Genomic DNA, 18464 nt, shown 5'->3' on the forward strand with positions numbered 1-18464 from the left:
CAATAAAGAAGAAGGGGCTGTCGCAAAACAGCCCCTTCTTCTTGGTGGTGCGCCACGCATAATCATGAACTATTACAAAAGACCCGAAAGCGTAGTTTCGCGCATAGAAGTGAACGATTCGCGGAGGGACGTGCAGGTGAACAAAGCTTTCGAAGCGTAGCGCAGCCAGGGGTTCACATCAGGTATTGCCCAGAGGTTTGGCGTAGCTGCTGCGAAGGCGAAGTGAACCAGTCCCAGAGCGCTAGAGTGAACGGATATGCGCGAAACTACACGACCATAGGTTTTGCGATAGCCCCTCCTTTTATTTTCCCCGGTTGCCCTTGTCTTGGCCTAAGCCGGAGGGCGTGAAAAAGGCAGCCTCCCTTGCACTATCCGGCAGGTATTGCTGTTCAACCCAGTGACCGGGATAATCATGGGGATAGCGATATCCTTTGCCATGATCCAATTGTTTGGCCCCGGGATAGTGCGCATCCCGTAAATGAAGGGGAACCTCTCCTGTGGGATGGGTCCGGACATAATTGAGGGCGTTATCGATAGCGACATAGGCACTGTTGCTTTTGGGCGCGGTAGCGATGGCAAGAACCGCCTGGGCAATCGGAATACGAGCTTCAGGCATTCCCAGCCATTCTAACGCATTAGCTGCAGCCTGGGCCTGAAGCATCACCTGGGGATCTGCTAAGCCGACATCCTCGGAAGCATGGACGATGATTCTGCGGACGATAAAGCGGGGATCTTCGCCGGACTCCAATAAGACTGCCAGCCAGTAAAGGGCGGCATCCGGATCTGAGCCGCGCATACTTTTAATAAAAGCTGAAATAATATCATAATGATTATCCCCGTTTTTATCGAAACGCATCGCCCGCTTTTGTATGGATTCCTCGGCCGCTTCTAAGCTGATATGGCGGATTCCGCCGACAGGTGAAGTGGTCAGGACGGCAAGCTCAAGAGCATTCAAAGCCCGGCGCAAATCCCCATTGGCATAATTGAGCCAGTGTTCCCAAGCCTCGGGTGCGATCTCAACCTTATATTGGCCCAAGCCTCGTTCTTTATCCAGCAATGATTGTTCCAAACCTTGGCGCAGTTCTTCCCGGGTCAAGGGAACCAGCTGAAACAAGGTCGAGCGGCTCAGTAAAGCAGAATTGATTTCGAAAAAAGGATTTTCGGTTGTAGCCCCAATAAAGGTAATTGTTCCATTTTCAACGGCAGGTAATAAAGCATCCTGCTGCCCTTTATTAAAGCGATGAACCTCATCACAGAAGACCAGGGTCTTCTTCCCATAGAGGTGGAGCTGCTCTGTCGCGGTCTGGATAATCTCGCGAATCTCTTTTACCCCTGAAGATACGGCATTGATGCGCACAAAATTGGCAGAGGTCGCTTGAGCAATCACATAAGCCAGCGATGTTTTGCCTGTTCCGGGGGGACCATAAAGGATAAGTGAACTGACGCGGTCAGCCTCGATGGCTCGCCGTAAAAGCTTGCCTGGCCCAAGAATATGAGATTGCCCGATATATTCTTCAAGGGTACGGGGTCGCATTCGCTCAGCGAGAGGGGCGACTTGATTTGGATTAAAGGCTGCCGAAAAAAGATCATCCATTTTCTAATCCCTTTCCTAATTCAATCTTTGATCTTAGTATAACGAATCCTCTCCTTGAAGCAAAGGTAAAAATATCTCATTAAAACAGTCGGAATTACCTTGACAAATCCCGAGTGTTTTAATAAGATATGACTGTAGAGGAAAGGGGTGGGACACTTGAAACTTTCCACACGCAGCCGATATGGTTTACGGGCAATGTTTGATTTAGCCCAGCATGAGGGCGAAGGACCGATTTCTCTAAAAAGTATTGCCGAACGACAGGGACTTTCGGAACATTACTTGGAACAACTTGTTTCAGGTTTGCGCAAAGCGGGGTTAGTCGAAAGTACTCGCGGCGCTCAAGGGGGATACTTTTTAGGAAAAGAAGCCAGCCAGATTCGCGTAGGGGACGTGATCCGTGTCCTTGAGGGATCCATTGCGCCTGTCGATTGTGTTTCCGAAGAAGATCCCGAATGCTGTCAAAACTCAAGATATTGTGTAACCCGAACCGTTTGGGAAAAAATGCGGGATTCAATCACGGAGGTGGTTGATTCCATTACCCTGGAAGATATGGTTCAGGATGCTAAGGGACGGGAATCCGAGTGCAATTTTAATATATTTGATCAATAGAAATTGACTCATGAAAATATTATGGAGGGACCCAAAATGAGAAGAGTGTATTTAGACCATAGCGCGACAACTCCGGTGGATCCGGAAGTTGCTAAATTGATGATGACTTATTATACGGAGAAGTATGGCAATCCATCCAGTGTTCATTCCTTTGGTCAAGAAGCTAAAGAAGGTTTAGAAATTGCCAGAGAACAGGTTGCGGCATTGATTGGAGCGCAAGCCAATGAGATTACCTTTACAAGCGGCGGCACAGAGGCGGATAATCTTGCCGTATTGGGTACCGCAGATGCTCTGCGTAAAAAAGGAAAACATATTATTACCTCGGCAGTAGAACACCATGCGGTCCTGGAAACCTGTGAATATCTCGCCAAAAACGGTTTTGATTTGACCGTTATCCCTGTTGATGAAGAAGGATTTGTTGATCCTCAAGCCGTTGCGCAGGCTATTCGCCCGGATACGATTTTAATCTCGATCATGCATGCGAATAATGAAGTCGGAACAATCCAGCCTATCGCGGAAATCGGAAAGATTGCCAAAGAAAAAGGAGTGACCTTTCACGTTGATGCGGTACAATCCTTTGGCAAAGTTCCCATTGATGTAAAAGCAATGAATATTGACCTCCTGACCATGTCCAGTCATAAGATTTACGGCCCCAAAGGGGTTGGCGCCCTTTATAGTCGGAAAGGGATTAAGCTGGTGCCCCGTGTTTACGGGGGCGGTCAAGAGAAAAAACGCCGTTCCGGGACAGAGAATCTGCCGGGAATCGTCGGTTTCGGGAAAGCCTGCGAATTGGCAGGCAAACGGATGGAAGAAGAAGAAAAGCGGTTAAAAGTTCTGCGGGATAAACTCATGGATGGAATCCTGGAGCGCATTGATTATGTTAAGGTGAATGGACCGCGAGGGGACAAGCGTCTCCCGAATAACGTCAATGTAAGTATTCAATATGTTGAAGGGGAGTCACTGCTGTTAAGTTTAGATATGATGGGAATCGCAGCTTCGAGCGGTTCGGCCTGTACCTCAGGCTCGCTTGATCCGTCCCATGTGCTGCTGGCGATGGGGCTTCCGCATGAGATTGCTCATGGTTCCTTGCGTTTTTCTTTAGGACGTCAAAACACGGAAGAAGATATCGATTATGTTTTGGAACAGTTGCCTAAAATAGTGGAACGATTGCGGGCGATGTCTCCGCTTTATGATGCAATCATTCATAATACCGCTAAAGCCCAATAAGTTATTTAATGTGTTTTTTAAAGGAGTGTGTTAAAATATGTATACACAAAAAGTAATGGATCATTTTACAAATCCTCGGAACGTCGGTGAAATACCGGATGCTGATGGAATCGGTGAAGTCGGAAATCCTAAATGCGGCGATATCATGCGCATTTATTTAGACGTTGAGGGAGATATTATTAAAGATGTGAAATTTAAAACCTTTGGCTGTGGTGCGGCTGTTGCGACGAGCAGCATGGTCACCGAGATGGTTAAAGGTAAAACCCTTGATGAAGCTTTAGCCGTAAGCAATGCCGCTGTTGCCGAAGCATTGGACGGACTTCCCCCGAACAAAATGCACTGTTCCAATTTAGCGGCTGATGCCGTGCATGCAGCAATCAAAGATTATCGTGAAAAACATCAAAAGTAAGGATAGGATAAACAAATGACAATTACCGATAAACCGAAGGTAGTCGTCGGCATGAGCGGCGGCGTGGATAGTTCCATGGCCGCTGCTTTGCTTAAAGAAGAAGGATATGATGTGATCGGTGTAACCCTCCAGATTTGGCCTTCGGCAGGCCCGGATGTGGAAGGGGGATGCTGTTCGATCTCGGCGATCGATGATGCCAAGCGCATCGCCTTTCAATTGGGAATCCCGCACTACGTCTTGAATTTCCGCTCTTTCTTCGAAGAAAATGTGATCGATTATTTTACCGGATCTTATCTTAAAGGAGAAACCCCGAATCCTTGCGTAATGTGCAATCGTGTTGTCCGCTGGGGGGAAATGCTGCATAAAGCCCGGGCTTTAGGTGCGGATTATATTGCGACCGGTCATTATGCCCAAATTTTACGCAATCCGGAAAATGGCAGGCTTTACTTAAATCGGCCGGCCGATACTTGGAAAGATCAGACTTATATGCTCTATACGTTGACACAGGATCAACTGGCTCATACCTTGTTTCCGTTAGCCGCTTACAAGAAGGATCAGATTCGCGAAATGGCCGAGCAGCGGGGTCTTATTCGCGTGGCCCGCAAACCCGACAGCCAGGAAATATGTTTTATTCCGGATAATGATTATGTCTCATTTGTTGCCAAGAGAGCATCGGAACCGATCAAGCCGGGAAACTTTGTCGATACCCAAGGCAATATTTTAGGGTGCCACCAGGGACTTATCCACTACACTGTGGGACAACGCAAAGGCCTTGGCATGACATTCGGAAAGCCTATGTTTGTAGTCGGCTTTAATATTGAGCGCAATGAAGTTGTCCTCGGCGAGGACCCGGAAGTGTTTACCGATGTGCTTTATGCGACAGATCTGAACTGGATGGCCATTGAAGATTTGACAAAGCCTTTAAAGGTAAGCGCTAAAATTCGCTACAAGGCTTCCTTAGCTCCGGCGACAATTTCTCCGGTGGAAAATTCGCAACAAATCAAGGGTGCGATTGGATCTTGTGTAAGGGTTCAATTTGAAACGCCGCAGCGGGCGATAACACCGGGACAAGCTGTCGTTTTCTACGATGGCGACAAGGTTGTTGGCGGCGGGAAAATTATTACGGATCCAAGAGGGATATAATCAAAAAATAAGATCAATGAATGAATTCAACCGACTCGGGAAATAGTATTAAAGAACTATTTTGTTGAGGAGGAAAATATGAGGCGCGCCCGAGATCTCATTGGTTTACCTGTCTTGGATTTAAAAAGCGGTAATGCCATCGGTTGGATCCAGGATGTTGTTTTTGATTCAACAGCTCAAAGGGTTAGTGGCTTGCTCTTAGAGAACGGTCATATTTTCCGTACAGGGAAAGGACTTCCGCGAAGCATGGTTGCTGCTGTCGGGAAGGATGCTTTAACCGTTAAGGACAATGTAGTTCAAGATATTAAAGGTATTAAATGGACTGAGAAAGTTGGAAATCAGATATTTACTCAAGGTGGGGAAGCAAAAGGCACGATTCAAGATGTCTTTCTCGACGATTCGGCTGAGAGCATTGTCGGGTTCGAGGTTTCAGACGGTTTATTTTCCGATCTAATCCAAGGCCGGGGCGCGATTTTGCAGGAAAATGTCATGATAGATGGGAAGGACGTTTTAATCGTTGAAGACCACATATCACCGTGGGACCATAGAGAAGGAGGTTCACTATCATGATTTGTCCGGTATGCGCGGGCCGGGTGATTGGCAAGGTCGGAGTAGATCAGTATTATTGCTGGGAATGCTGTGTTGAATTTAGCAACCAACCCGATAAGGTCGTTATTTACGATCTAGCCGAAGACGGTTCTTTAATCGCTTGGGAAGATCCAATTCTAGATGCCGGAATTTCAGAAGCTGCATTAGAATAAATTAAAACTGAAGGAGGGATGAGCCTTGAAATCAGGACAAATGGTTGGCGGAATTGTGGCAGGCAGTCTTGTCGGAGTTGCAATTGGTTATATGGTTCGCCCGCGAAATAAAACCAAGTCTATGATGCGTAAGGGATTACGAATGATTAGATGGTAAGTCTCTCTGGATATTTAATTGAAAATTAAAAGCGCGCATTGTCGCGCTTTTTGCGCTTTTTTATTTCCTAAGGGGGAGCTCGCTTGAAGAAAGAAAGTTGGCGTTGGCTTTTCGTTTCCTTCATCGCTGTCTTTGGATTAATTTTGCTTATTTTGGTTAAGCCTGTGCTTGGACCTTTTTTACTGGCGTTTGGCCTTGCTTATTTGCTTAATCCTGTCGTTGAGGCTTTAGAAAAGAGGAGAATCGGCCGCCGCACGGCGATTGCCTTGGTTTTTATCGGAATTATTGCTGTTATAGGCGCAGCCATTTTTTTAATGCTGCCAAAGCTATATATTGAACTTTCGAAACTTACCCTTTCTTTGCCCATGACGATGCAAACAATCGACCAAGCTATACAAGATTTTCGGACTCACTTTCGTTCAACAGGATTGCCGAACCAGGTTGCCCAAGTGATCGATGAAAATCTTGCTCGAATGGAAATAGTCGTGGTTGAGCATCTGCACTCTTTTCTCCAAACTCTCCCGCAAATGCTGGCCTCCTTAAGCCTGTTTATTCTATCCCCGGTTTTAGCCATCTATTTTTTAGCGGATTGGAAAAGGCTGAATAAAGGCTGCTTGCGTCTTGTCCCGCAAAAGTGGCGCTTGGGGTGGCAGCGTTTACTCCAAGATATCAATCATGTTGTCCGTCGTTATATCCGCGGAGATATGATCATAGCCGTAATTGTAGGCATCCTCACCGGAATCGGGATCAAGTTGGTAGGGATGGACTATGCCCTCTTAATTGGGATCATCTGCGGCGTGTTTGATTTGATCCCTTATTTTGGGCCTGTGATTGGGGCGGTACCGTCCATTCTGCTCGGGTTAACGGATTCGCCGATGATGGGGTTAAAGGTTGCCATTGTGATTATTATTGTTCAGCAGCTGGAGAGCGATGTAATTTCGCCCAAGCTTATGGGCGACAGCGTGGGGCTTCATCCCTTGCTCATCGTTTTCGTTCTGTTAGCGGGAGGAGAGCTTGCCGGTTTTTGGGGAATGCTCATTTCTGTTCCCATTGCGGCCGTACTGCGGGTGATCTTCAGACACATCTACTTTAGGCTGGTGTCCCCGGAATTAAAAAATGATGACGAAGTGCTTAACCTTGCACCGTCTGTTGACAAGTTGCCCTGATCTCCGCTATAATTTTACAACAGGAATACATAGATTTTGGCTAAACCGATGAGGAAATCAATAGTATTTTTCCCTTTTCAGAGAGACTCTGGCAGGTGTGAAGAGTTATGGGGTTAGATATGAACGCTAGTTCCGAGGGCAAGTAAAACTTGACGAAAGCACGCGTTAAGTGCAATGACAAAGCGATCCATCCACGTCATTATTATGAGTTTGGATGGGTAAGCAGGGTGGTACCACGGTAATAGCCCGTCCCTGATCAGGGGGCGGGTTTTATTTATTTTTTTATTTTATTTACTATGGACTAATTTTGAATTTTATAGGAGGTAAATATGTATACTGGAAACGAACTGCGTGAAATGTTTCTGAAGTTTTTCGAGTCTAAAGGTCATAAACGATTGCCGAGCGCATCCTTGATTCCGAAGGATGATCCTACGCTTCTCTTAACGGTTGCCGGAATGGTCCCTTTTAAACCGTACTTTTTACGTAAGGTTGAACCCCCTATTCCGCGGGCGACAACCGCTCAAAAATGTGTTCGAACCCCAGACCTTGAAAACGTTGGTGTAACAGCCCGTCATCATACCTTTTTTGAAATGATGGGTAACTTTTCCTTTGGAGATTATTTTAAAGAGGAAGTTATTCCTTGGGCATGGGAATATGTAACCGAGGTCTTGAAAATTCCCGTCGAACAGCTTTGGATTACAGTTCATCCCGAGGACGAGGACGCCAGACAACTTTGGCTTGAAAAAGCGGGAGTTCAGGCCCAACGGATTTTGAATGATCCGGAAAATCTTTGGGCTGCAGGGCCGGTTGGGCCTTGTGGGTACTGTTCTGAAATTTATGTCGACCTTGGGGTTGAACGCGGCTGCGGAAAACCGGATTGTGCGGTGGGATGTGACTGTGACCGTTTCTTGGAAATCTGGAATTTAGTGTTTATGCAATACAACCGAGATGAAAACGGTGTGCTTACTCCCTTGCCGAAGCAAAACATTGATACAGGGATGGGACTTGAACGGATTGCGGCAGTTATGCAGGGGGCGGAAACAAACTTTGATACGGATCTTTTCCGTCCGATCATCGACAAAGTCGCTGAAATTGCAGGCGTAGAGTATCATAAAGATCCGAAGACGGATATCGCCTTGAAAGTTGTTGCCGACCATACTCGTGCTGTTTCCTTTATGCTATCGGATGGAATCCGGCCGGGCCGTGATGGCCGAGGTTATGTTCTGCGCCGCATTTTACGCCGGGCGATTCGCTATGCGCGTTTGATTGGCATTGAAAAACCGTTTTTGGAGCAAGTGTTTAGAATTATCCAAAGGGACTATAGCCATCATTATCCGGAGCTTAAGGAGAATGAAAACTTTATTCTCAACCATTTGCAGCTGGAAGAAAAGAACTTCCAAGCGACTTTGGAACAAGGGACTCAGTTGATCCAAGAAAAAGTGAAGTCACTGCAAGAAGCCGGAAAATCCGAATTAAGCGGAGCAGATGCATTCAACTTATATGAAACCTATGGTTTCCCGGTCGAACTGACAGCGGAAATGTTAAAAGAGCAAGACTTAACCGTAGATATGGCAGGCTATGAGGCTGCAGCCGAAGAGCATCGCCGCATCGCTAAGGAACAATCGCAGCAAATGCGAGCCGTTCAGGAAAGTCCGGCGATTGCCGGAAAAGCCAAGGCCTTGGGAACAACTCCTTTCAATGGTTATGAAGTTCTCCTGGAAAATGTTAAGATCGAAGCGTTATTTATTAATGGTGAAGAAGTTACCGAAGCGGCTGAAGGAGACGAAGTGCTCTGCTTCTTATCGCAAACGCCTTTCTATGCCGAAAGCGGGGGACAAGTAGCAGATGGGGGTCTCCTGCGGACAGCCCGTGCCGAAGCGAAACTTCTGGAAGTCAAAAAAGGAGTTACAGGCACGTATTATCATAAGCTGCAAGTGACGCAAGGGATTTTCCATACAGGGGAAACAGCCGAGGCTTTAGTGGATCAGGAGGCCAGAAAGGCAACGGCCCGTCATCATAGTGCAACACACCTTCTCCAAGCGGCCTTGCGCTCCGTATTAGGCGAACACGTCCAACAAGCGGGTTCCTTGGTAACACCGGAACACCTTCGTTTTGACTTCACGCATTTCCATGCTATGTCCGAGAATGAAATCCTGCGGGTTGAAGATCAATTAAATCAGGCGGTATTAGCGAACCTTCCCGTTTCGACGGCTCAAATGGGAATTGGCGAAGCGAAAGAAAGCGGAGCCACTGCTCTCTTTGGCGAAAAGTATGGTGATATTGTAAGGGTTGTCTCGATGGGTGACTATTCCAAAGAGCTTTGCGGCGGAACTCATGTTCGCGCTACGGGAGATATCGGTCTTGTCAAGATTTTATCTGAGGGTGGAATCGGTGCCGGACTGCGGCGCATCGAGGCTGTTGCCGGAATGTCAAGCCTAGAGTATACGCGCAAGCTTGATACGGAACGCCTTGAACTTGCCGAGCTTTTAAAAGCTCAGCCCGCAGATCTGACAAAGCGGGTCCAAGGACTCGTGGCTCAGCTTCATGAACTCGAAAAAGAACTTCAGCAACAAACGGCTAAAATGGCAAAGTATGAGGTTGAAGGTTTAATTCAACGCGTGAAAGAGGTTGAGGGGGTTCCTGTCTTGGCGGCTGCAGTTCAAGCGCCGGATATGGATGGGCTGCGCAATATGGCAGATATGCTTCGCGCTAAATTGAAATCCGGAGTGATCGTGCTGGGTGCGGCAGTTGAGGGTAAGGTCAATTGGGTTACGGTTGTTAATCCGACAGGTTTAAGCGGGTTGCATGCGGGGCAGATTATTAAGGAAGTCGCGAAAATTACCGGAGGCGGCGGAGGAGGCCGACCTGATATGGCCCAAGCGGGCGGCAAAGATCCCGCAAAACTGGGAGAGGCTTTAGATCAGGTACCTCGGATTATCCAAAGTTTCCTTAAAAAATAAAGGATAATGGTGATGAGGGCGCGAATACTTCTCCTATATACGGTCCGTAGTGCGATAGCGAAGGGGGGAATGATCATGGATGGACATATGGATGATGACCATTTGGACGAAACGATGATGTTTAAATCTGAGGGAGGGGAAGCCTCACCTCGTGAAATTCTGGAACATGTTTATAATGCTCTGGAAGAGAAAGGATATGATCCAATCAACCAATTGGTAGGGTACCTTATGTCAGGAGATCCGGTTTATATCACAAGTTATGATCAAGCGCGCTCCCAAATACGCAAGATGGAACGCTACGAGTTATTAGAAGAACTTGTGCGCTCATATTTAAAAAAGTAGAATATCAACAGAAGCCCTCACTGCTAAAGTTGTGAGGGCTTTCTGCTTAAAATAAGGTGGTTTTGGATGAAACAGGTTAAATTGGGCTGGAATGGGCCGATGATTTCTGAGGCAGGGTTTGGCAGCTTAGCGGTGTCTCCGCTGCAAGGTCGTGTGACCTTTGAAGAAGGGGTCAAGGTCATGCGCTATGCTTTTGAACGGGGAGTAAACTGGTTGGATACCGCTGAGATTTATGCTAATTATGAGCAGATCAAAACGGCAATCCGTGATTTTCCGGATATTCGAGTGATAAGCAAATCCTATGCGGTAACCGGGCAGCAAATGGTCGAAAGCTTGGAAAAAGCCCGTAAAGGATTAGATCGTGATGTCATAGATTTCTTTCTCCTCCATGAACAGGAAAGCGCCTATACTTTAAAAGGGCATCATGAAGCATGGGAGGAGCTGCTTAAGGCGAAGGATAAGGGAATTGTCCGGGGAATTGGCATTTCCACCCATGCGGTTGCAGGGGTACGAGCCGGGGCACTTCAACCGGGACTCGATGTTATCCATCCGATTATCAATCGGCAGGGTATTGGGATCATTGACGGAACATTACAGGAGATGTTGGCGGCCATTAATTTTGCGGCTGAGATGAGAATCGGCATGTATGCGATGAAGGTTTTTGGGGGCGGTCATCTTGCGACAACTCCCGAGGAGTCACTTAATTATGTTCGGGCGATTCCCGGAATTCAGGGCATGGCCCTGGGAATGTCGAGCACGGATGAGGTGGACTTCAATCTTAACTTTCTGGAGGATAAAGAAATCTCTGAGGATTTGCGGCGGCAGGTTAAATACCGTGAACGCAAGCTTTACATTGCGGATTGGTGTCAAGGATGCGGAAAGTGTGTCGAAACCTGCCCGCAAGGAGCGTTGTCCATGAGAATACAAAGAGAAGGCTACGGAGAGCAAGCTGAGGTTGATCCCCAAGCCTGTGTCCTTTGCGGTTATTGCGGCCGTGTTTGCCCGCATTTTTGTTTGAAAATCGTCTAAAGATTAAAGATAAGTAAAGGAGTTGGTGCGATGCGGATTATGGGGCTGGATTTTGGCGAACGGACGATTGGCGTAGCGGTAAGTGATGAATTGTTTTGGACTGCGCAGGGAATTAAGACGATTCGTCGCTCCAAACATGAACTCGAAGAATTAGAGGAAATTATTAATCAATATGAAGTAAAAGAAATCGTTCTGGGGTATCCTAAAAACATGAACGGAACATTGGGTCCGCGAGCACAATTGTCGGAGGAGTTTTCGGTGTTGCTGCAGGGACGTTTTCATCTTCCCGTGAAGCTCTGGGATGAGCGGCTCAGCACAGTTGCCGCGCAGCGTTCATTGATTCAAGCGGATGTTTCCAGGGCGAAACGAAAAAAAGTGATTGATAAAATGGCGGCTGTTTTTATCCTGCAGGGTTATCTGGATCATCGGCAACAGAAAATTTGACAATCATTACCTCTTGGGGTAAAATGACACTATCTTTGATAAGAGGTGAAATGAATGACTGACCATAACCACGATTGTGGCCATGACCATGATCATGACCATGAAGAAGAAGAATTTGACACCATAATCCTAACAGATGATGAAGGTCACGATCATGAATTCCTTCATCTGGACACCTTAGAAGTAGATGGTTCCACGTATTTCGTGCTTTTACCGATCACTGAAGAAGAGTCCGTAGATGAAGATGCAGATGAGGCTATTATCTTGAAGCTTGGTCACGATGCAGAAGGTAATGAAATGTTACTGGACATCGAAGATGATGACGAATGGGAAAAAGTTGCTGACGCATGGGAGAACATGGAAGAGGACGAATAACTCCTCAAGACCTTAAACAAAATAATATTAAAAATTCGCTTAAATTTAAGCGAATTTTTTTATTTTTCAGCAATAATTTAGTTCACAATTGCAGATTCTAATGAGAGTATATCGATATTAGGGGCATTGGGGGGCCGGTAGCATGAGAATAAGCCTTATATTATTAATAAGTTTAACACTGCTGGCCAGTCCCGGGTGCATTCAGGATAAAGCACTCATTAATCAGAAAGATTCAGCACAGGTTGCTTTGAATAAAGACCAAACAGCCTTGCCTAAGGGGACATTTTTGGATGAGCTGGATCTGTCCGGGCGGGAGGCTGAGGAAGCCCGAACCATGATCAAGAAATGGGAAGAGGACAAGCTGGCAGAAAATTTGCTCTTAGTGTACAATGAAAAAGAAGTGCCGGTTGTGCTGAAGGAATTAGGGGTGACTTTAGATCTGGATAAAGTCTGGGAAGAACTCGGAAGGATACCCGGTCAGAGGATTTCCAGCGCTTTAAAAATTGATACGGCTCAGTTGCAGCAAGTTTTGCTCCAAAAGTTTCCGGGTGTTAATCGATCAGCAGTGGACGCTTCCTATAAAATTGACAACGATCGGTTTGTGACGATTCCCGCTGTTTCCGGGCGAGTCATTCATGTTGATGCTCTCCGGGACAAGCTTCAAAATCAATCCTTTGCTACTTTACCCAAGCGGCTTGAGATTCCTGTTGTCGAAGTGCCTGCCGTGAAAACAACAGAAGAGATGCAAGCCTTAGCTTTTGACGGAATTATCGGCGAGTATAGTACCCAGTTTAATGTTAAGGATCAGAACCGATCCGTGAATTTGACAAAAGCCGCCCAAAAGCTGGATAAGGTCCTGCTTCGGCCGGATGAAACCTTGTCTTTTAACGAAACGATTGGACCGAGGACGGCTGAGACAGGGTATAAAGACGCTTACGTTATCGTCAATAACGAATATGTCCAGGGAATCGGCGGCGGAATATGTCAAGTTTCTTCAACCCTTTATTCCGCTGCAGCGCTGGCGAACTTACCCATTACCGAGCGTTATCCTCATGCGGTTGTGATTTCCTATATTCCAATGGGTCAGGATGCGACTATAAACTATCCTAATTTAGATTTGAAATTTACGAATGACACAGGGTCTCTTCTCTATTTTCGTACCGAGGTTAACTCAGGGAAGGTAACGGTTCGCATCTATGGAAAAAAGACAGATAAAACGGTTCGCTTAGAACAAAAGATAGAAAAAGAGACCCCATTCCAAACGATTATGCGGCTGGATTCGAACCTTTCTCCGGGGGAGGTTGTCCAAGAGCAAGCGGGGCATAAAGGGTATATCGTTCAAACGTATCGGATTGTGAAAGATGGCTCCGGGAAGGAAAGCCAAAAATTATTAAGTCGAGATGAATACGCTCCGACACAAAAAATAATACGGGTAGGTGCGGATTGATTTTTAGAGAAAGAGAGAATAGGTATGGGGAGAAAGAGACGGAAATCAAAGAAAGGTAAACACAGAGTCATATCAATAATAAGTATAATCGTCATTCTCCTTGGGCTGGCTGTAATGGGCGGTGGGGCTTGGTGGTACTGGGCGACCCAACCTTATTCAAAGCAGGACGCTTCTGAGATAATGGCGGTTACTCCCGGAATGACTGCTAATCAAATCGGTACGGAACTCGAACGCCGGAAGTTAATCCGCAGTGCTTTTGCCTTTCGCATTATAGCAACTCAGCTTGAGGCAGATTCAAAACTATATGCCGGCGATTATCTGCTTTCAGCAAATATGAGTCCCGAAGAAATGCTGACCGAATTGCTTTCAGGTCCTAAAGCTGAGGCTATTCGTGTGACCATCCCTGAAGGGTATACAACGAATCAAATTATAGATCTTCTTGTTCAGAAAGGAATCGGAACAAAAGAGGAGTATCAAAAGGTTATCACAACAGATGATTTTAACTATAATTTTCTGCAAGGGATTTCTAAAGATGGACATCGCTTAGACGGCTTTTTATTCCCGGATACATATTTCCTGAATAAGAAAGCGACGCCCCGTTCGGCTATCGATTCAATGCTCCGAAGGTTTGAAAAAGAACTTACTCCCGAAGTGAAGACACAGCTTCAAACCATGAATATGTCGACTCGCGATTGGGTTAATTTAGCCGCGCTCGTTGAAAAAGAAGCGCTGCGGGATGAAGATCGCGCTATGATTGCGAGTGTCTTAAAGAACCGCCTGAATATCAATATGCCCCTTCAAGTGGATGCGACCATCCAATATATTTTGGGGACGCCAAAAGCAAAGCTTTATAATAAAGATTTAAAAATTGAATCACCCTATAATACCTATCTCCATACCGGATTACCGCCCAGCCCTATCGCCAGCCCCGGCCATGCTTCCCTTGATGCGGTTCTCCATCCGGAAAATACGGATTATCTTTATTACTTGGCTAAACCGGACGGCTATCATGTTTTTGCCAAAACCTTTGACGAGCATTTACAAAATCAGGAGAAGTATCAGTAAGTAGTAGAAAAGATTACGCGTACCCTAAATGAAAGGGACGCGCAATCTTTTTAATACTGTCAGAGAGTATAACTTCGTTGCATACTTTCCTCCAGCATAAGTGCAACCAACGACTTCGCCTTTCTCGATGCGTGTTTAAAAGGCACGGCGAAGCCGGGTTTTCTTTACTGACCTATTTTTATTGACGGGTCATATCAAAGATCTGTTGGACGTCCTTGTCTCCCCGCCCGGAAACATTAACAATCAGGATCTTATCCGGGCTTAAGGTTGGGGCAAGCTTGGCTGCATAGGCAAGCGCATGTGCGCTTTCCAAAGCCGGAATGATTCCTTCAGTTCGTGAAAGGAGATAAAAGGCGTCCAGGGCTTCTTGGTCTGTAACACTTACATATTCGGCACGTCCCGAATCCTTGAGATAGCTGTGCTCAGGACCCACTCCGGGATAATCTAATCCCGCGGAAATAGAGTGCGTTGGCAAGGGTTCGCCGTTCTCATCCTGCATCAAGTAACAGCGGAAACCATGAATAATACCCGGTTTGCCTGCCGCAATGGGGGCGGCGTGCTTACCTGTTTCCAAGCCTAAGCCGGCGGGTTCAACCCCAATGAGGCGAACGCTGGAATCCTCCATAAAATTCGCAAAAGCACCGATCGCATTACTTCCGCCGCCGACGCAAGCCAGGACTGCATCGGGGAGGCGACCTTCTGCTTGGAGAATCTGCTCCCGAGCTTCTTTACTGATAATGGCTTGAAAATGTTTAACGATTGAAGGGTAGGGATGGGGCCCAACCGCGGAACCCAACAGATAGAATGTGTTGTCATAGTTCTTAGCGAGGTCATCCAAGGCTTCATCGATCGCTTCTTTCATGCTTCCGTCGCCGTGGTTTACGGCAACAACCTTAGCACCGAGAATTTCCATGCGAAAAACATTGAGCGCCTGGCGACGTGTGTCATGCTCGCCCATATAAATGGTACATTCAAGATCAAATAACGCACAGGCCGTAGCGGTTGCCACACCATGCTGTCCGGCACCTGTCTCGGCAATAACCCGAGTCTTGCCCATGCGTTTAGCGATCAAGGCTTGACCAATAGCGTTGTTAATTTTGTGGGCACCTGTGTGATTAAGCTCTTCGCGTTTGAGATAGATTTTAGCACCGCCAAGTTTATGCGTGAGTTTTTCGGCATAATACAACGGATTAGGGCGTCCAACGTATTGGCGGAGATAGTAGTCTAATTCCGCATTGAATTCCGGATCATTCTTATACATTTCAAAAGCGGCTTCGATTTGGTCCATGACGGTTTGTAATTCCGGGGGAACATAGCTCCCGCCGAATTCTCCAAAGTATCCTTTTTGCATTCTTTCCATAAGAAATTCCTCCCTAAATTTTACTGGGCAAAATAAAAAACCTTCCGTCTTTGCAAGCGATATGCTTGCAAGGACAGAAGGTTTACTTCCGTGGTGCCACCTTGTTCATATTGAATTATATCCCTTAAATTCCCCAAAAAAGAATATAATTCAATACCTTATTCCCAGATACGGATTCAGCCCGCTTCTTTCAAATACTTTTAGGTCGTTTGAATAAGCGTCTTCTCGATATCCTGTTTCTATAACGGGAAACCCCCGGCATCACCTACTAACCATCGTTTTCGGATTGCAACTCGAAGAGCCATTCATCCTCAAGAGATTGCATCAGGCTTCCACCCTTCCCGACTCGCTGAACCAGTTCATAGAGGATTACTATTTCTTCTCATCGTTTGTTTTAGTATTTACTTACGTTAAAACGGATTATATAATACAAAAATATGGAAGTCAAGGATATAATAAAGAAGTAGCTAGAAAAAGTTTCGACAAAATGGTATAAATAAGGGGTTAATATTGGTCGTGTTTTCCCATCGAAGATAGGAGTTAGAAATATGAATTCAAATATTAAGAGACTTAAAAAACCGGAATTATTAGCACCGGCGGGGGATTTCGAAAAACTGAAATTTGCTTTGGCATATGGTGCCGATGCCGTATATGTCGGAGGATCAGCTTACGGACTCCGTGCTTACGCCGGAAATTTTAAACCCGAGGAACTCAAACGTGCAATTCAATACACCCATCAGGCCGGACGCAAGATCTATGTGACCGTCAATATTTTTGCCCATGAGGAAGATTTTGAGGGCATGGCAGAATATCTTCAACAACTCGAGTCCTGGGGCGCTGATGCAGCGATCGTTTCTGATCCGGGCATTATTGCTTTGGCTCAGGAAGTCGCTCCGAAGCTTGCTTTGCATCTGAGTACCCAAGCGAATAGTACAAATTCCCAGAGCATACGTTTTTGGCTGAAGCATGGCATTGAGCGGATCGTGCTTGCCCGGGAACTGACTGAAAAAGAGATTGCTCAAGTTCGGGAAAAAGTTTCCGGGGAACTGGAAATGTTTGTTCATGGGGCGATGTGTATGTCTTATTCCGGACGATGCTTGCTCTCTAATTATCTGACAGGACGTGATGCCAACCGCGGAGAATGTACACAGCCCTGCCGCTGGAGCTATGGACTCGTTGAAGAAAAACGCCCCAATGAAGTTTTCCCGATAGAGGAAGACCGGCGCGGAGCATATATTTTTAATTCTCATGATTTATGTTTGCTGCCGTATCTGCCTCTTCTCAAATCTTTGGAAGTGGACAGTTATAAGATTGAAGGACGCATGAAAAGTGTTCATTATGTTTCCTGCAACGTCAAAGCCTATCGGGAGGCCATTGACACGTTATGGGAGCTGGGCGAAGAAGCTTTCAGGGAAAAGCTGCCCGGCTGGTTAGCGGAAATGGATAAAGTCAGCCACCGTGATTATTCTACCGGCTTCCTGTTTGGTAAACCCGGGGCCGAGGCTCATAACTTGGAGACATCTAACTACATTCGCGAATATAATTTTGTCGGCGTAGGGTTATCCCCTGAAGAGTTACAACAGGCGGAACTTGAGCTTGATATGGATAAGGCGAATCTTCATAAGGGATTTTGGGTTGAACAGCGTAACTATTTCCGGCAAGGGAACGTGATCGAAGTTCTCACACCGGAGGGGGAACCCTGGTCCTTTGAGGTAAAGCAGATGTGGGATATTGATGGGGAGCCGGTGGAAGTGGCTAACCATGCCAAGCAAATTTTGCGTTTAGAATTACCGAAACCCTTGTCTGAATTCAGTATTCTTAGAAAACCAAAAGTAAAGAAATACCAATAGATTTTTAAATAAAGACCTAATAGACTAGGAAAAGGGGAAAGACATGTCGAAACGAATCATCTCTTTTGCAGATGCGGATAAACTGGTCAAAGCCCGTGTGCCGCGTTCAGAAATCCAAATGTTGGTTAAATATGTGGAAGGCTTAGGGCACTTGGGAGTGGTTACAACCATTGATAAAGCAGCGGGAGAGGTTTTATTCCAAGCGACTCGGGATACATGGCCGGACTTACGGAAAGCAGTAGAGCAAATGGGATTAGGGATAGAATTCATAGAAGAATAGGAAACTTCAGACTAAATATAATACTCTAAACTGAAATATGGTGAAATTGTGAAACTTATTAAAATAATTATAAAATAGGATTGAATTTTTGTAATGAACCTTGTAAAATAGAATCCGAGATAAAAGTAAGTCAATAGGCCAATAGTCCCAAACCCAGTAGTTCAAGTTTCACAAAAATCTTTACATAAGAATCGATTTTTTTACTTTTATCTCAATTAAATGAATTAAAGAACAGAGCAAAAAAGG

19 protein-coding genes and 1 other annotated feature are annotated in these 18464 nt (G+C 46.0%); of the genes, 17 read left to right on the forward strand and 2 right to left on the reverse strand.

What is annotated here, in order from left to right; all coding sequences use genetic code 11:
* Positions 1-301: 301 nt before the first annotated feature.
* Positions 302-1594 (reverse strand): replication-associated recombination protein A, encoded by a 1293-nt coding sequence (locus VB077_RS02205; protein ID WP_323413581.1) that lies wholly within the window; start codon positions 1592-1594, stop codon positions 302-304.
* 156 nt (positions 1595-1750) lie between these two features.
* Between VB077_RS02205 and VB077_RS02210 the strand changes: the two genes are divergently transcribed.
* The 15 genes from VB077_RS02210 (at position 1751) to mltG (ending at position 14728) form a co-directional block, all read left to right on the forward strand.
* Entirely contained in the window at positions 1751-2203 is a 453-nt protein-coding gene (locus VB077_RS02210) for an Rrf2 family transcriptional regulator (RefSeq protein ID WP_323413582.1), read from the forward strand.
* A gap of 36 nt (positions 2204-2239) precedes the next feature.
* Complete coding sequence (nifS, locus tag VB077_RS02215) at positions 2240-3430, forward strand: cysteine desulfurase NifS (RefSeq protein ID WP_323413583.1); 1191 nt, start codon at positions 2240-2242, stop codon at positions 3428-3430.
* Between the two features lie 37 nt (positions 3431-3467).
* Positions 3468-3839, forward strand: coding sequence for a Fe-S cluster assembly scaffold protein NifU (nifU, locus tag VB077_RS02220; RefSeq protein WP_323413584.1), 372 nt, complete (start codon positions 3468-3470; stop codon positions 3837-3839).
* A 15-nt stretch (positions 3840-3854) separates the two neighbouring features.
* Positions 3855-4982 (forward strand): tRNA 2-thiouridine(34) synthase MnmA, encoded by a 1128-nt coding sequence (gene mnmA / locus VB077_RS02225; protein WP_323413585.1) that lies wholly within the window; start codon positions 3855-3857, stop codon positions 4980-4982.
* A 78-nt stretch (positions 4983-5060) separates the two neighbouring features.
* Positions 5061-5552 carry a PRC-barrel domain-containing protein gene (locus VB077_RS02230; RefSeq protein ID WP_323413586.1) on the forward strand — a complete coding sequence of 164 codons (492 nt, stop codon included), beginning with the start codon at positions 5061-5063 and terminating at the stop codon, positions 5550-5552.
* Positions 5549-5743, forward strand: coding sequence for a hypothetical protein (locus tag VB077_RS02235; RefSeq protein WP_323413587.1), 195 nt, complete (start codon positions 5549-5551; stop codon positions 5741-5743). Before VB077_RS02230 ends, VB077_RS02235 begins: the two co-directional genes overlap by 4 nt.
* Before the next feature lie 25 nt (positions 5744-5768).
* Complete coding sequence (locus VB077_RS02240; protein ID WP_323413588.1) at positions 5769-5900, forward strand: hypothetical protein; 132 nt, start codon at positions 5769-5771, stop codon at positions 5898-5900.
* Between the two features lie 83 nt (positions 5901-5983).
* Positions 5984-7066: an AI-2E family transporter gene (locus tag VB077_RS02245; protein ID WP_323413589.1), complete on the forward strand. Its 1083-nt coding sequence runs from the start codon at positions 5984-5986 to the stop codon at positions 7064-7066.
* A 39-nt stretch (positions 7067-7105) separates the two neighbouring features.
* Positions 7106-7323 (forward strand) — a binding site (T-box leader).
* A 72-nt stretch (positions 7324-7395) separates the two neighbouring features.
* Complete coding sequence (gene alaS / locus VB077_RS02250) at positions 7396-10026, forward strand: alanine--tRNA ligase (protein WP_323413590.1); 2631 nt, start codon at positions 7396-7398, stop codon at positions 10024-10026.
* A gap of 75 nt (positions 10027-10101) precedes the next feature.
* The gene (locus tag VB077_RS02255; protein ID WP_323413591.1) at positions 10102-10368 is read left to right on the forward strand and encodes an IreB family regulatory phosphoprotein; all 267 of its coding nucleotides are present in this window, start codon (positions 10102-10104) and stop codon (positions 10366-10368) included.
* A 66-nt stretch (positions 10369-10434) separates the two neighbouring features.
* Positions 10435-11397 carry an aldo/keto reductase gene (locus tag VB077_RS02260; protein WP_323413592.1) on the forward strand — a complete coding sequence of 321 codons (963 nt, stop codon included), beginning with the start codon at positions 10435-10437 and terminating at the stop codon, positions 11395-11397.
* A 30-nt stretch (positions 11398-11427) separates the two neighbouring features.
* On the forward strand, positions 11428-11841 hold the full coding sequence (gene ruvX / locus VB077_RS02265; RefSeq protein WP_323413593.1) for a Holliday junction resolvase RuvX: 414 nt from the start codon (positions 11428-11430) through the stop codon (positions 11839-11841).
* A 54-nt stretch (positions 11842-11895) separates the two neighbouring features.
* Positions 11896-12216, forward strand: a complete 321-nt coding sequence (locus tag VB077_RS02270; RefSeq protein ID WP_323413594.1) for a DUF1292 domain-containing protein — start codon at positions 11896-11898, stop codon at positions 12214-12216.
* A gap of 142 nt (positions 12217-12358) precedes the next feature.
* Entirely contained in the window at positions 12359-13663 is a 1305-nt protein-coding gene (locus VB077_RS02275; protein ID WP_323413595.1) for a VanW family protein, read from the forward strand.
* 24 nt (positions 13664-13687) lie between these two features.
* On the forward strand, positions 13688-14728 hold the full coding sequence (gene mltG, locus VB077_RS02280; protein WP_323413596.1) for an endolytic transglycosylase MltG: 1041 nt from the start codon (positions 13688-13690) through the stop codon (positions 14726-14728).
* Positions 14729-14906: 178 nt separating this feature from the next.
* Here the strand turns inward: mltG and trpB are convergent, their stop codons facing one another.
* Positions 14907-16079: a tryptophan synthase subunit beta gene (trpB, locus tag VB077_RS02285; RefSeq protein WP_323413684.1), complete on the reverse strand. Its 1173-nt coding sequence runs from the start codon at positions 16077-16079 to the stop codon at positions 14907-14909.
* 557 nt (positions 16080-16636) lie between these two features.
* Here trpB and VB077_RS02290 point away from each other — a divergent pair.
* Positions 16637-17938 carry a U32 family peptidase gene (locus VB077_RS02290; RefSeq protein ID WP_323413597.1) on the forward strand — a complete coding sequence of 434 codons (1302 nt, stop codon included), beginning with the start codon at positions 16637-16639 and terminating at the stop codon, positions 17936-17938.
* A 43-nt stretch (positions 17939-17981) separates the two neighbouring features.
* Entirely contained in the window at positions 17982-18218 is a 237-nt protein-coding gene (locus tag VB077_RS02295; protein WP_323413598.1) for a DUF4911 domain-containing protein, read from the forward strand.
* The last annotated feature ends 246 nt before the right edge of the window (positions 18219-18464 follow it).

The organism is Desulfitobacterium sp. (assembly GCF_034927245.1).
Lineage (GTDB): Bacteria > Bacillota > Desulfitobacteriia > Desulfitobacteriales > Desulfitobacteriaceae > Desulfitobacterium_A.